The following is a 12,290-nucleotide window of genomic DNA, read 5'->3' as shown; positions in this document are numbered from 1 at the left end:
CGATCTTCAAGCCAGTTCCGCTGCAGCCTCCGGCGCCTCCTCTTCCGGCATCGAGCGCTCGCTGGTGAAGGCCACCCCGCGCAGGACCTTGCGCAGCGCGCGCTCCAGGGCGCGCGGGTCCTGCGCCGCCGGCAGCGCAACGCGCACTTCGCCGGCGCCCAGCGAACCGGCGGCCTCCGGGTGCAAGGCCAGGCGCAGCAGCCGCGGCGTCAGGCTGGCTTCGCGGATGGCCCCGTGCATGGACCACTTGGGCGCACCCAGCTCCAGGTAGGGGCGCTCGTCCTGCAGGTCCGAGCCCGCCGGGCCGCGCGGCAGCGTGCGCGTGAGCAGCACATAGGGTGCGCCAGTGTGCCCCTGCGCCTTGCCGGCCAGCGCGATCGTGAGGATGCCCTCGGTTTCGCTGCAGGCAACGCGGATGGCGCTCACGCGCGAGCGGTCCCGCACGGCGGCGGTCCGTTCGCGCCTGGCACGCAGGGCAAGGGCGATTTCCACCAGCGCGAAGATGGCCACGCCGGCGGCGGCGTACCGGAGTTCGCCGCTGGCGAACGACGCACCCGCCAGCGCAAGCAGCAGCAGCGCCGCGAGGGCGCGCAGCACGTGCGACGCTCGCATGGCGCTCAGTCCAGCGCCGTGCCGGCCGGCAGGCGCGCGGCCGCGGGCAGGGCATGCGGCGCCGGTGCGGCGGCCGGACGCAGCTGCGCCGACGCCGCGGAATGGGCGCGGTGCACGGACATGTCGATGACGTCGACGATGTCCAGGAAGGGGTGCCGGTACAGCAGCTGCCCGTTCAGCGCCGCGCCGCGGTCCTCGATCTTCAGCAGCGCGGTCGCCGGCGAGGGGACAGACTCGCCCGTCGGGGACAGGCTCAGCGCCACGTAGCCCTCGGTGACCTTGCCCGTGGCCTGGAGCCGGACGTCGAACGCGTGTCCCGCGGACCGGCACTGCAAGGTGACTGTGCCGCGGACCTGGCGCCCGTCCTGCTGCAGGGCCAGCACCAGCTCGCTCCACTCTCCGTGCGCGGGCGTGTAGCCGGTGCCCAGCCCTTTCCATTCACCCGAGATGTTTACGCCCCGATACCAGAAGCGCCGCACCAGCGGCAGCAGCCGCTGGACCCACAGGTGGGCCGCCACGCACAGGAAGAAGGCAGTGAGCGCACCCGAAGCCACGCCCGTGCCGAAGTCGAAATCCAGGAAACTCTCTGCCATGCGGCGACTGTCTCACCGCACCGCGCGCGGCGTGTTTGCGGGTGCAACGAATGAAATCGGTTACCCGCCGTCCTCGTGCCCGGCTACGCGTCGACGATCACCTGGAAGCCGCCGAAGATCATGCGCTGGCCGTCGAAGGGCATGGGGTTCATGCCTTCCTGCATGCGCGGGTCGTCCATGGTCTTCTTCATGCCCTCGTCGCGCACCGCCTTGGACGGCCACACGATCCACGAGAACACCACGGTCTCGTCGTCCTTGCGCTTGACCGCCATCGGGAAGGACGTGACCTTGCCCTCGGGCACGTCGTCGCCCCAGCATTCCACGACCGACAGCGCGCCGAACTCCTTGAACACGGCCGCGGCGTTCTGCGCGATGCGCTGGTACTTGTCGCGGCTGGCCGTGGGCACGGCGATGACGAATCCATCCACATAGTTCATGCCAATCTCCTTGGGTAGCGCGGCCGCGAAAGGCGGCCCCCGCATCGACACGACGATCGACGCCGGGCACTTTCGACAAGGAGCTTTGTAACGCCTGCCTGCTGGGCCGTGGGGCACCAACGGAAGGAAGGCGGGGCGCCGCCTCTTCTATTCGGCGGCGACCTTCTCGGCCGCTTCGGGCGCTGCCCCTTGCTCCTGCGGCTTGGCCGGCGCTTCCAGTGCCTGCAGTTGCGCTTCAAGCTCCTTCGCTTCCCGCGAGTTCGGTGCCTTCAGCTTCAGCTGCGTCCCCTTCTTCCCCTGCAAGGCCGCCACTGTCTTCTGCCCGCCCGCTCCGCGACGGTCCTTGCAGAACACCGTCAGGTCCGACACGGTCATGAACGCGCCCTGGCCGAACTTCTCCGGAACGGTGTCGCCGATCGGTTGCGAGAGGTTCACCGGCGTCGTGGAGCTCTCGAGGATCATCGAGCCATCGCCACCGTAGACCCTGTAGCAGGTTGCCTGCGCCGAGCCCGCCGCGAGCACTGCGGCCGCGACCATCCATGCCTTGCTGTTCATGTTTCGTCCCTCCTGGGACTGCGAAGGATTGCCGTGGGGGTTCATGCGTCAACGCATTGGTCGCGCAAAGGACACGCGGGGGACGAGGTGCGGGCGGGGCGGGATGGGCGGTGGGGGATCGCAACGGAATGCAACCGCGGACGGGCCAAAAGGAAGAGCGGCCAGTGGCCGCTTTCGTTGGGACGCCTTGGGTCCCCGCCTGCGCGGGGATGACGGAGGGCGCCGTCCGCGCGCAAGGAAGGTCAGTCCGCGTAGGCGCGCTGCAGTTGCGCGTCCACCGAGGCCTTGCCTGCGCCGCTGATCGCCAGCGACACGGCCACCACCAGCAGCGCCAGTGCGTACTCGTAGCCGTTCTTGTCCATGAACAGGCCGTTCTGGAAGTGCACGCTGAAGATCGCCACGACCATGGTGATCGCAAGACCGATCGCCGCCGGCCGCACCAGCACGCCGAGGATCAGCGCCAGGCCGCCGAAGAATTCCGCGCTGCCGGCCAGCAGAGCCATCAGGTAGCCCGGGCCGAGGCCGATGGAGGCCATCCACTGGCCCGTGCCTTCCAGGCCGTAGCCGCCGAACCAGCCGAACAGCTTCTGCGCGCCGTGGGCGACGAAGAGGATGCCGACCACCACGCGCAGCAGCACACGGGGCCCCGCCGGCGTCGGTGCCGACCACGCGGCGAATGCTTGTCTTGCTCATGTCATGTCTCCTTCAGTTTTTGGATGGATGCGCTTATTGCGCCTTGGCGATCGTCGCCGGCGCCTGCACGGCGCGGCGGGCCAGGTAGGCGGAGCCGCTGTCTTCACGCGTCATCGCGGCGACGCGGTCACGCGAGGCGATGTAGTCGGCCACGACCTGGTCGCGGGTCTGCGTGCCCTGGAAGCCGCGCAGCGGGTTGTAGGAAGTGGACCAGGGGTTCACGCCGGACTGGCGGTACTGGGCGGCTTCGGCCTGCACTTCGGCGCGGCTGCGGCTCGAAGAGAAGGGCTTGGTGTCGACGGTGATGTCGTCGGCGAAGGCGTTGCCGGCGGCAGCAGCGGTGGCGAGGATGGCGATGGCGAGGGTGCGGTTCATGTCGAGTCTCCTGGTGGTTGAAAGAGCCGCTAGCGACATCGCTCTCGGCATGGGATGGACTTTAGGCGTCGAAAGCGTCAAGAAAAACCAGCAAACTCGCCATGTGACGTTGACGATATGGCAACAATCCCTCGTCCAGTACGCGCTCCAATCCCCATGTGGCGCCGCAGCGCCAACGGAGATCACCAGTGAGCGGATTCCTCGAACAGGGCAAGTGGCACGACGGCTGGTACGACACGCGCGCCAGCCAGGGCGAGTTCGTCCGCACCAGCTCGCAGTTCCGCGGCCGCGTCAGCGCCGACGGCTCCACCGCCTTCCCCGCCGAGGCGGGGCGCTACCACCTCTACGTGTCGCTGGCCTGCCCGTGGGCGCACCGCACGCTGGTGGCGCGCGCGCTCAAGGGCCTGGAAGAAGCGATCTCCGTTTCCGTCGTCGAGCCCGTGATGACGCAGGGCTGGGCCTTCAGCGAAGCGCTGCCCGACCACCTGCATGGCTTCGACTACCTGCACCAGCTGTATTCCGCGGCCGATGCGAACTACACCGGCCGCGTGCTGGTGCCGGTGCTGTGGGACAAGAAGACCCGCAGCATCGTGAGCAACGAGTCGAGCGAGATCCTGCGCATGTTCAACGACGCGTTCGATGCCTTCGCGAGGAAGAAGGGGTGGATCTCTATCCCGCGCCGCTGCGCGAGGAGATCGACCGCGTCAACGCCTTCGTCTACGACAACATCAACAACGGCGTGTACCGCTGCGGCTTCGCGACCGAGCAGCATGCCTACGAGCGCGCCTTCGAACGCCTGTTCGCCGCGCTGGACTGGGTGGAGGCGGAGCTGGGCCAGCGCCCCTACCTGGTGGGCGACCAGCCGACCGAGGCGGACTGGCGCCTGTTCACGACGCTGGCGCGCTTCGACGCGGTGTACGTCGGCCACTTCAAGTGCAACCGCAACCGCATCGAGGACTTCGCGAACCTGTCGCGCTACCTGCGCGCGCTGGTGCGCGTGCCCCGCATCCGCGACACGGTCAACATCGACCACATCAAGCGGCACTACTACATGAGCCATCCGCACATCAACCCGACGCGGGTGGTGCCGGCGGGTCCGCGGCTCGCGTTCCTGGAGGAGTGAGCGCAACCCCGGTCGATAATCGCCCTCGTCAATCGATGAGGTGCAGATGGACCGGCTTCAATCCATGCGGGTGTTCCAGCAGGTCGTGGAGGAGGGCGGGTTCGCGGCGGCGGCGCGCAGGATGGAACTGGCGCCGGCGGTGGTCACGCGCCTGGTGAGCGACCTGGAGCAGCACCTGGGCGTGCGCCTGCTCCAGCGCACCACGCGCCGGCTGTCACTCACGCAGGCCGGCGAGCGCTACCTGGAGCGCCTGCGTCCCATCCTGGCGGAGATCGACGACGCCGACGCCATGGTGCAGGCCGAGACGCAGGAAATGAGCGGCCTGGTGCGCGTGCTCGCGCCGCCGGTGGCCGCCACGCACACGCTGGGCCCCGCGATCGCCGCCTTCCAGAAGCTGCACCCGAACGTGAGGATCGACGTGCACGTGGAGGACTCGCCCGACCCGGCGGTCCACGAGTTCGACCTGGCCGTCATGAGCAGCACCGCGCTGGTGGACCCGAACGTGATCGCGCGTCCCATCATCCTGACCCAGGCCGTGTTCTGCGCCGCACCCGGCTACCTGAAGCGCCACGGAGAACCGAAGGTGCCGGAGGACCTGCTGCGCCACCGCGTGCTGCGCCTGCGCCTGCCCAACGTGCGCCTGGGGCCGATGCGCCTGCTGGACCCGACCAACGACGACGCGGTCAAGGAACTGGAAGTGCCGGCCGTGATGACCGCCAACCACACCGACACGCTGCTGCGCACCACGCTGGAAGACGGCGGCATCAGCAGCCAGCCCCTGGACCTGCTGGCCCCGCTGCTGCATGCGGGAACCTTGAAGCGCGTGCTGGCGCCCTGGATCACGGCGCGGCTGGCGATGGTGGCCGCGCTCCCGAGCCGCAAGTACATGCCCTCGCGCACGCGGGCCTTCATGGACTACCTGATCGATCACTCGCGCAAGACGGTCGAGGGCCTGGGCCTCGACCTGCCGCAGCCTTGAAGTGGTTCGTGGTGGTTGGTAGGTCGGGGTGAGCGGCGCAGCCCGAACCGCGACACACCCCCGCGATCAGCCAAACAGCTTCTTCGCAATCCCCGCCACATGCTTCCCCTGGAACTGCGCCATCCCCAGCTCCTGCTCGCTCGGCATCCGCTCGCCCTGCGCACCCGCGATCGTGGACGCGCCATACGGGCTGCCGCCCTTGATCTCCTCCAGCCCCATCTGCCGCTGCTCCGAATACGGCAGCCCGACGACGACCAGGCCGTGGTGCAGCAGCGTCGGGATGAAGGTCAGGATCGTGCTCTCCTGCCCGCCGTGCTGCGTGGCCGACGACGTGAACACCGAGCCCACCTTGCCGACCAGCGCCCCGGACGCCCACAGGCCGCCGGTCTGGTCGATGAAGGTCCGCATCTGCGCGCTCACGTTGCCGAAGCGGGTGGGCGCGCCGAAGATGATCGCGTCGTAGTTGGCCAGCTCCGCCGGCAGCGCCACAGGCGCCTGCTGGTCCGCCTTGCCGTGCGAGGCCTTGAACACGTCCGCGGGCACCGTCTCCGGCACGCGCTTCAGGTCCACCGTGGTCCCGGCCACGCTGCGCGCGCCCTGCGCGACCGCACCGGCCATGGCTTCGATGTGGCCGTAGAAGCTGTGATAGAGGACGAGGACTTTTGCCATGGAATGCTCCGGGGTTGTTGGTTGGGAGGATTCCAAACTTTAGGGGCGGAGGGGTGGGCAGTGTTGACGGAATGGCAATGGGGGATTGCTAGGGGAGGGGGAATGGTGTGTCGTGGATGCGCGTCTGGCCCCCATCCACTCTTGCCGTCGCATGCACCTCCTTTAGGGACAGAAATCCCCGCACCACTGGCTTGCAACTCATCGACGCGACTTTCCGCGCAGTCTTTTCCCAACGGCCTTAGGCGACGGTGGACTTCATGTAAGGCCTAGGAGGCTAGGAAACCAAAGCGCCGGGCGTGCGCAGCTAGGAACGATGGCTCCGGCTTGAATCGTTCTGGCAGACGGATCGACTGGCCGTCAAATCGCAAGAGGGCGATGGTCCCGAAGTCACTGGAGTCTCTGCGTGAGAGTTCCTGCGACACCTTCACAGTGAAGTCGGGCATGACGGTTATGAGCCCTTGATCGTAGGCGCGGTCATGCAGTGCAGAGAGACAGAGACCATTCCGTGGGTTCAATCGGTTTTGGTGGTCTTCACTCCAAGGAACGATGTGACTGGCAACTAGTAGCCTGGGATGTTGGAGTCCGGAAATACAACAAGTTGCGTTGTAGCTTGCCAGGACGGCCTTTCTGAAGCGTGCCTGATTGACCCGTACATCAACCTCGACGAGGCGCGTGGTGCCCTCGAAATTCTCCAAGTCGTCCGCAACATCGCTGTTTCGAGGCAAACCATGGGCGGTGGCAAGTCGCTCATACTCGCCCGCCGCTTCCAGAGCTACAGCATCCCAGTTGGCTGACAGTTGATGCCAGATCTCTTGATCTTGCGCTGACGCATTCCTCATTCCGCTCCGTCCGCTTGCCACGACCTGCGGATCCAAGCTGGCCAGATTTACTAGCTTGAGTGCAACGGAGCTGGGTGAACGCTCAATCCACCTGGCTAGTTGCTTGATAAGCGGATGGTTGCGGTGAAGCTGCCCGAAAGGGAGAAGCAAGTACACGTGCAACGCCGCCAATGTCTCGGGGCGCGACCATAGCCGGCGAACATCATCTGTTGTCACCAGGCGTGAGTATGCACACCTCCGTGCCTCAATGCCGCGGAGACGGGATACCCGCCTCAATCAATCTTCATCCCCGACTCCCTAACCACCGGCCCCCACTTCGCCAGCTCCTCCCGCGTCAACTGCGCCAGCTCCTGTGGCCCCGCCTTCAGCGCCGTCGCGCCCTGCGCGGTGAAGAAGGTCTCCATCTCCGGCATCGCCTGCACCGCCGCCACCGCGCGGCGCATCTGCTCGATCATGTCCCGCGGCACGCCCTTGGGGGCGTACATCAGCACCATCAGCTCGCCCACCAGGCCGGGCACCGTCTCGTTGGCCAGCGGCACGTTGGGCAGCGCCGGGGCGCGGTGCAGCGAGGGCACGGCCAGGGCCTTGAGCTGGCCGCCCTTGATGAACTGCAGGCAGGCGGGGATGGTGCTCACCATGCAGCTCACGTTGCCCGCGATGATGTCGGTCAGCGCCGGCGCCACGCCCCGGTAGGGGATGTGCGTGATGAAGACCTTCTGCTGCTTCTTCAGCATCTCCATCAGCAGGTGCGAGAAGGTGCCGTTGCCCGACGAGCCGTAGGTGAGCTTGCCCGGCTGCTTGCGCGCCAGTTCGATCAAATCCTTCAGCGTGTTCGCCGGCAGGCTGGGCGCGGCCACGATCGCGTGCTGCACCAGGGCGATGCCGGCCACCGGCTCGAAGTCGGCGATGGGGTCGAAGCCCGGGTTCTTGTACAGCGCCGGGTTGATGGCCTGCGTGCTGTTCACCGTCACCAGCCAGGTGCTGCCGTCCTTGGGCGCCTGCCGCGCGACGTAGGTGGTGCCGACGTTGCCGCCGGCGCCGGTGCGGTTTTCCACCACCGCGTTGAAGTCGGGGCCCAGCACGCGGGACAGGCGCGCGGCGACGGCGCGGGCCATGACGTCGTTGGAGCCGCCGGCGGCTTGGGGGACGAGGAGTGTGAGCGTCTTCGGCAGGGAGGTTTGCGCGAAGGAGGGGAGGGGAAGAGTGAACGGGGTGAGGGCGAGGGCGGCGGTGAGGGAGCGGCGGCGGGGGAGAAGGGGGGCATGGGGCGGGTCTCCGGTGATGGTGTGAGGTGCGGGAGAGCTGGGGTTCCTGAAGTCACCCCAGCCTACGGGAGCAGGTCCTGGTCCTGGCCGAGCGTGGGGGCGGGGCGGCGGATGCGGCCCGGCGTGCGCGACAGGCGCGGGAAGACCTCATGCATGGCGACGCTGCCGACCTCGGGGTCGGGCAGGTCCACGATCACGCCGCGCGCGCGCACATGCGGGTCCTGCACCAGCTGGTCGACGTTGAGCACCGGGCCCACCGTCACCTCGTGTTCTCCGAAGTGGGCCAGGTTCTCCTGCAGCGTCCTTTGCTGCACGAAGTCGCCGATCATCCGGTCGAGCACTTCGACGTTGGCGATGCGCGCGGCGTTGTCCTTGAAGCGCGCGTCGCGTGCCAGTTCGGGGTGGCCGATGGCGGCGAGCACGCGTTCGGCCATGCGTTGGGTGGAGCCGGACATCACCATCCACTGGCCGTCGCTGCACAGATACGCGTTGCGCGGCGCCGCGTTCTCGGCGCGGTTGCCCAGGCGGCGCGGGCGCTTGCCGGTGTGCTGCCAGATCGCGGCGTCCGGGCCCAGCACGCCGATCATGGGCTCCAGCAGCGACAGGTCCACCACCTGGCCCTGGCCGCCGTTGACTTCCACCTCGCGCACCGCCGCCAGCGTGGCGAAGGCGCCCGAGAGGCCGGCGATCATGTCGGCCAGCCCCAGGTTGGGCAGCGCGGGCGGCTTGTCGGGGAAGCCGTTGCGCTCGGCGAAGCCCGAGAAGGCTTCCACCAGCGTGCCGAAGCCGGGGCGCTGCGCATAGGGGCCGGTCTGGCCCCAGCCGGAGATGCGCACGATGACGAGGCGCGGGTTGGCCGCGTGCAGCTGCGCGGGGCCGAGGCCGAAGGCCTCCATGCCGCCGTGGCGGAAGCTCTCCACCACCACGTGCGCCTGCGGCACCAGCGCCATCAGGGCAGACTTGTCCGCGGGGTCCTTCAAGTCCAGGCAGATGCTCTTCTTGTTGCGGCCATAGACCTTCCACCACAGGGGCTTGCCCTCGTTGGTCCAGTGGCGCAGGGTGTCGCCCTCGGCGCTCTCGACCTTGATGACCTCGGCGCCGAAGTCGGCCAGCTGCACGGTGAGCATGTTGCCGGCCATCAGGCGCGAGAGGTCCAGCACGCGGATGCCGGACAGGGGCAGGCGCTGTTCCTTGTTGTCGTTGCTCATGACGCGGCCTGCTGCCTGGCGGCGTTGCGGCGCGCCTTGAGGGCGTCGTGCCGCTGCAGGAAGCGGCGGGCGCGCACCGCGATCGGCTCGTCGATCATGCGGCCTTCGTGGGCGACGGCGCCCTTGCCCGCGGCCACGGATGCATCGAAGGCGGTGAGCAGGCGGCGCGCGTGCTCCGCTTCTTCCTCGCTGCCGCCGAACACCTCGTTGAGGATGGGAACCTGCGCCGGATGGATGCAGACGGAGCCGCGCATGCCGATGCGCTTGGCGTGGGTCGCCAGTGCGCGGTAGGCATCGGGGTTGCTGAAGTCGGCGACGCTGCCTGGCAGGCCCAGGGGCTGCAGGCCGGCGGCGGCGGCGGCGATGGCCATGGTCTGCGCCGGGCCCGTCATGCCTTCGGGGCGCGACTCCATGCCCATGGCGGCGCCGAAGTCCTCCACGCCGAACAGCAGGCCGGACAGGCGCTTCGATGCCTTGGCGATCGCGATGACGTTGCAGATGCCGAGAGGCGATTCGATCAGGGCGACGACGGGGATGCTGCCGGGGATGCGGCCGTGCTCTTGTTCGAGCTTGCGCAGCGCTTCGTCGAGTTGCAGCACCTGCTCGGGCGTGTCCACCTTGGGCATCAGCAGGCCGTCGCAGCCGGCGGCGACGGCCGCCTGCAGGTCGCCGGCGAGCAGCTCGGGCTCGTTGTTGACGCGGATGTAGATGGGGACGCCGGCGCTTTTCAGGCGCTGGGTGAAGGAAGCGAGGTTGGCGCGGGCGCCGGCCTTGGCCGGCCGGGCGACGGCGTCTTCCAGGTCGAGGATCAGCGCGTCGGCACCGCGCTGGCCGGCCTTGGCGAGGAAGCGCTCCTGGTCCGCGGGGACGAAGAGCATGGAACAGGGTTCGAGCGGGGTCATCCGGCCATTGTGGGCCGGGCGGGGGCGGGGGCGGCTTGGCGTGGACCCTAGTTGGGGTGGTGGGGTATCACTTGCGGGTTAACGCCTTGGGTCCCGCCTGCGCGGGGATGACGAGGGGGAGCGGGGATGACGAGTCAGGCGGGTCTTGCAAGATAGTCGCGTGCTGCCTTGACCAGTCGTGCATCGAACGAGGCCAGCGGCGACTGCAGGGCGCCGGCGAGCCAGAGATAGGCTGCGTCGTATGCCGAGAGTCCGTAACGCATCGCGAGGGCATACTGTGCCTGCACGTCTGGACGATGAAGCTCGATGGTGTGCTCCGCGTACTTCGCCAGCGCATCCCCCACGACGGCTGCAGGCACGCCAGCACGGGACTTCTTCACTGCGACATTCGCCATTTCGCTGTCCAGGAGCATCGGCGCATGCAGGGTCTTGCCTGCGATGGCGCAGACTGCCTCCTCGCGCGAGCTTTCCTGGAACAGCACGGAAACCAGCACGCTGCAATCCACCACGAGCGGCGGACGGGCCAGGTAGGCCGGCGGTGGTTCCGCCACGTATGGCCCGGAATGCGGACGGGCCGGGGCTTTCAACGGCTGTCCCTGTCAGCGCGGATGATGTCCACGCCCAGGGGCGCGTCGTTGAAGGGCTCCGGATATTTCGCGCGCAGTTCCTCGGCTATGTCTTCGATGTTCCGCGTTCCCCTTCGCCAGCCCTGAAGCGGCGGATTCGGCGCGCTCGGGACGGTGGCCGCGTGCCGCGTGGCCTCGGTGATGATGGCCAGAGCTCGCCCTGCAGCGAGCGATGGTTGCGGGATGCCCGCTGCCGCAAGGCTTCGGCCACGTCCTCGGGAACGTCCTTGATCGACAGGTTGGGCATGGTGGGCTCCGGTTCCGGAATGGTTCCATTCTGGTTCCGTCGGCACGTACCGTCAACCCACAGCTTTTTCCTGAGTCTCGTGCAGCGAACTTCTGCTTTTTCAATCAGACCGATGCGCGTACCGTCGCCGCATCTCAACGTGAAGGAGACCCTAGTGAAAAAGACACTCGCCCTGATGACCCTGGTGCTGGCGGTCGGCATGACCGCGGCCCTGGATGGGGCCAAGCGCCTGGGCGGCGGCAAGTCCGCCGGCATGCAGCGGCAGAACGTGACGGCGCCGGCGAACACGGCCGGCCCGGGCGCGGCCGGCTCGCCGACGCAGGCTGCGCCGATGGCCGGGACGGCTGCTGCGGCAGCGCCCGCTGCGGCGGCAGCGACGGCCAAGCGCAGCTGGATGGGCCCGATTGCCGGCATCGCGGCGGGTCTCGGCATCGCGGCGCTGGCTTCGCACTTCGGCCTGGGCGGGGCGCTGGCCAACATGCTGACCATCGCGCTGCTGGTGATGGCGGTGCTGCTGGTGGTCGGCTTCGTGATGCGCAAGCGCGCTGCGGCGCAGGCGGGCGCGATGGCCGGTGCCGGCGCGGGTGGCATGGGTGGCGTGTTCCGCCAGCCGCAGGCGCAGGACGTGGCGTATCGCAGTGTCGAGCCGACGACGGCCGCATCGGGTGGGTCGCTGATCGGCTCTCGCCTCGGTGGGAACGCAACGCCTTGGGCCCCCGCCTCCGCGGGGGTGACGGGGACGATCCCGGCCGACTTCGACACCGCGGGCTTCGAGCGCACGGCGCGTGACCAGTTCATGGCGCTGCAGGCGGCCAACGATGCGCGCGACCTGGACCGGCTGCGCGACTACCTGTCGTCCGAGATGTTCGAGATCGTGCGCGGCGAGATCGCGGAGCGCGGGGACGCGCCGCAGAAGACCGAGGTGTTCGGCCTGACGTCGCAGGTGCTGGACGTGGCGGAAGAAGGCGGGCAGTACGTGGTCAGCGTGCGCTTCACCGGCAGCATCCGCGAGCAGCACGGCGCGGTGCCCGAAGACCTGAACGAGGTGTGGCACCTGGCCAAGCCGAAGAGCGGGTTCGGCGGGTGGGTGATTGCGGGGATCCAGCAGGGGTAAGTCCCTGCGGGAGCGCCCCCACCCCAGCCCTCCCCCGGAGGGGGAGGGAGCAA

Annotated in this window: 15 protein-coding genes and 1 pseudogene; 3 read left to right on the top strand and 13 right to left on the bottom strand. The window is 68.4% G+C overall.

The window, feature by feature from the left end:
- Window positions 1-6: 6 nt before the first annotated feature.
- From HK415_RS18740 to HK415_RS18715, 6 genes are all read right to left on the bottom strand, one after another.
- Window positions 7-612 (bottom strand): hypothetical protein, encoded by a 606-nt coding sequence (locus HK415_RS18740; RefSeq protein ID WP_171561909.1) that lies wholly within the window; start codon window positions 610-612, stop codon window positions 7-9.
- A gap of 5 nt (window positions 613-617) precedes the next feature.
- Window positions 618-1,205, bottom strand: coding sequence for a hypothetical protein (locus HK415_RS18735; RefSeq protein ID WP_171561908.1), 588 nt, complete (start codon window positions 1,203-1,205; stop codon window positions 618-620).
- Window positions 1,206-1,288: 83 nt separating this feature from the next.
- Window positions 1,289-1,642, bottom strand: a complete 354-nt coding sequence (locus tag HK415_RS18730) for a DUF1428 domain-containing protein (protein WP_171561907.1) — start codon at window positions 1,640-1,642, stop codon at window positions 1,289-1,291.
- A 147-nt stretch (window positions 1,643-1,789) separates the two neighbouring features.
- Complete coding sequence (locus HK415_RS18725) at window positions 1,790-2,242, bottom strand: hypothetical protein (RefSeq protein WP_171561901.1); 453 nt, start codon at window positions 2,240-2,242, stop codon at window positions 1,790-1,792.
- Window positions 2,243-2,439: 197 nt separating this feature from the next.
- The gene (locus tag HK415_RS18720; RefSeq protein WP_171561899.1) at window positions 2,440-2,835 is read right to left on the bottom strand and encodes a DoxX family protein; all 396 of its coding nucleotides are present in this window, start codon (window positions 2,833-2,835) and stop codon (window positions 2,440-2,442) included.
- 88 nt (window positions 2,836-2,923) lie between these two features.
- On the bottom strand, window positions 2,924-3,265 hold the full coding sequence (locus HK415_RS18715) for a DUF4148 domain-containing protein (RefSeq protein ID WP_171561897.1): 342 nt from the start codon (window positions 3,263-3,265) through the stop codon (window positions 2,924-2,926).
- Window positions 3,266-3,453: 188 nt separating this feature from the next.
- Between HK415_RS18715 and HK415_RS18710 the strand changes: the two are divergent.
- A pseudogene (locus HK415_RS18710) lies at window positions 3,454-4,388 on the top strand (glutathione S-transferase family protein).
- A gap of 46 nt (window positions 4,389-4,434) precedes the next feature.
- The gene (locus HK415_RS18705; RefSeq protein WP_171561895.1) at window positions 4,435-5,367 is read left to right on the top strand and encodes a LysR family transcriptional regulator; all 933 of its coding nucleotides are present in this window, start codon (window positions 4,435-4,437) and stop codon (window positions 5,365-5,367) included.
- A gap of 66 nt (window positions 5,368-5,433) precedes the next feature.
- On the opposite strand, the gene wrbA is transcribed toward HK415_RS18705, so the two are convergent.
- From wrbA to HK415_RS27250, 7 genes are all read right to left on the bottom strand, one after another.
- Window positions 5,434-6,036 (bottom strand): NAD(P)H:quinone oxidoreductase, encoded by a 603-nt coding sequence (gene wrbA, locus HK415_RS18700; protein ID WP_171561893.1) that lies wholly within the window; start codon window positions 6,034-6,036, stop codon window positions 5,434-5,436.
- 266 nt (window positions 6,037-6,302) lie between these two features.
- Complete coding sequence (locus HK415_RS18695) at window positions 6,303-6,911, bottom strand: HNH endonuclease (RefSeq protein WP_171561885.1); 609 nt, start codon at window positions 6,909-6,911, stop codon at window positions 6,303-6,305.
- Window positions 6,912-7,147: 236 nt separating this feature from the next.
- Window positions 7,148-7,990 carry a Bug family tripartite tricarboxylate transporter substrate binding protein gene (locus tag HK415_RS18690; RefSeq protein ID WP_171561884.1) on the bottom strand — a complete coding sequence of 281 codons (843 nt, stop codon included), beginning with the start codon at window positions 7,988-7,990 and terminating at the stop codon, window positions 7,148-7,150.
- Between the two features lie 212 nt (window positions 7,991-8,202).
- A complete protein-coding gene (locus HK415_RS18685; protein WP_171561883.1) occupies window positions 8,203-9,348 on the bottom strand; it encodes a CaiB/BaiF CoA transferase family protein in 1,146 nt (381 codons plus the stop codon).
- Window positions 9,345-10,250 (bottom strand): HpcH/HpaI aldolase/citrate lyase family protein, encoded by a 906-nt coding sequence (locus HK415_RS18680; protein WP_171561882.1) that lies wholly within the window; start codon window positions 10,248-10,250, stop codon window positions 9,345-9,347. The genes HK415_RS18685 and HK415_RS18680 overlap by 4 nt, the downstream gene beginning before the upstream one ends.
- 134 nt (window positions 10,251-10,384) lie before the next feature.
- Window positions 10,385-10,756 (bottom strand): type II toxin-antitoxin system VapC family toxin, encoded by a 372-nt coding sequence (locus HK415_RS18675; RefSeq protein WP_309246859.1) that lies wholly within the window; start codon window positions 10,754-10,756, stop codon window positions 10,385-10,387.
- A 166-nt stretch (window positions 10,757-10,922) separates the two neighbouring features.
- Complete coding sequence (locus HK415_RS27250) at window positions 10,923-11,123, bottom strand: FitA-like ribbon-helix-helix domain-containing protein (protein ID WP_373684617.1); 201 nt, start codon at window positions 11,121-11,123, stop codon at window positions 10,923-10,925.
- A gap of 154 nt (window positions 11,124-11,277) precedes the next feature.
- Here HK415_RS27250 and HK415_RS18670 point away from each other — a divergent pair, with 154 nt between their 5' ends.
- Window positions 11,278-12,237 (top strand): Tim44 domain-containing protein, encoded by a 960-nt coding sequence (locus HK415_RS18670; RefSeq protein WP_309246752.1) that lies wholly within the window; start codon window positions 11,278-11,280, stop codon window positions 12,235-12,237.
- The last annotated feature ends 53 nt before the right edge of the window (window positions 12,238-12,290 follow it).

The sequence above is a fragment of the Ramlibacter montanisoli genome (genome assembly GCF_013087525.1).
Classification (GTDB): domain Bacteria; phylum Pseudomonadota; class Gammaproteobacteria; order Burkholderiales; family Burkholderiaceae_C; genus Ramlibacter; species Ramlibacter montanisoli.
Note: the sequence above shows the minus strand (reverse complement) of the source record. Positions and strands in the feature narration are given on the sequence as shown.

Excerpts from the sequence above, each read along its gene's own strand:
- HK415_RS18740 (WP_171561909.1), bottom strand. The coding sequence starts at position 612 with ATGCGAGCGTCGCACGTGCTGCGCGCCCTCGCGGCGCTGCTGCTGCTT.
- HK415_RS18735 (WP_171561908.1), bottom strand. The coding sequence starts at position 1,205 with ATGGCAGAGAGTTTCCTGGATTTCGACTTCGGCACGGGCGTGGCTTCG.
- HK415_RS18730 (WP_171561907.1), bottom strand. The coding sequence starts at position 1,642 with ATGAACTATGTGGATGGATTCGTCATCGCCGTGCCCACGGCCAGCCGC.
- HK415_RS18725 (WP_171561901.1), bottom strand. The coding sequence starts at position 2,242 with ATGAACCCCCACGGCAATCCTTCGCAGTCCCAGGAGGGACGAAACATG.
- HK415_RS18715 (WP_171561897.1), bottom strand. The coding sequence starts at position 3,265 with ATGAACCGCACCCTCGCCATCGCCATCCTCGCCACCGCTGCTGCCGCC.
- HK415_RS18705 (WP_171561895.1), top strand. The coding sequence starts at position 4,435 with ATGGACCGGCTTCAATCCATGCGGGTGTTCCAGCAGGTCGTGGAGGAG.
- wrbA (WP_171561893.1), bottom strand. The coding sequence starts at position 6,036 with ATGGCAAAAGTCCTCGTCCTCTATCACAGCTTCTACGGCCACATCGAA.
- HK415_RS18690 (WP_171561884.1), bottom strand. The coding sequence starts at position 7,990 with ATGGCCCGCGCCGTCGCCGCGCGCCTGTCCCGCGTGCTGGGCCCCGAC.
- HK415_RS18685 (WP_171561883.1), bottom strand. The coding sequence starts at position 9,348 with ATGAGCAACGACAACAAGGAACAGCGCCTGCCCCTGTCCGGCATCCGC.
- HK415_RS18680 (WP_171561882.1), bottom strand. The coding sequence starts at position 10,250 with ATGACCCCGCTCGAACCCTGTTCCATGCTCTTCGTCCCCGCGGACCAG.
- HK415_RS27250 (WP_373684617.1), bottom strand. The coding sequence starts at position 11,123 with ATGCCCAACCTGTCGATCAAGGACGTTCCCGAGGACGTGGCCGAAGCC.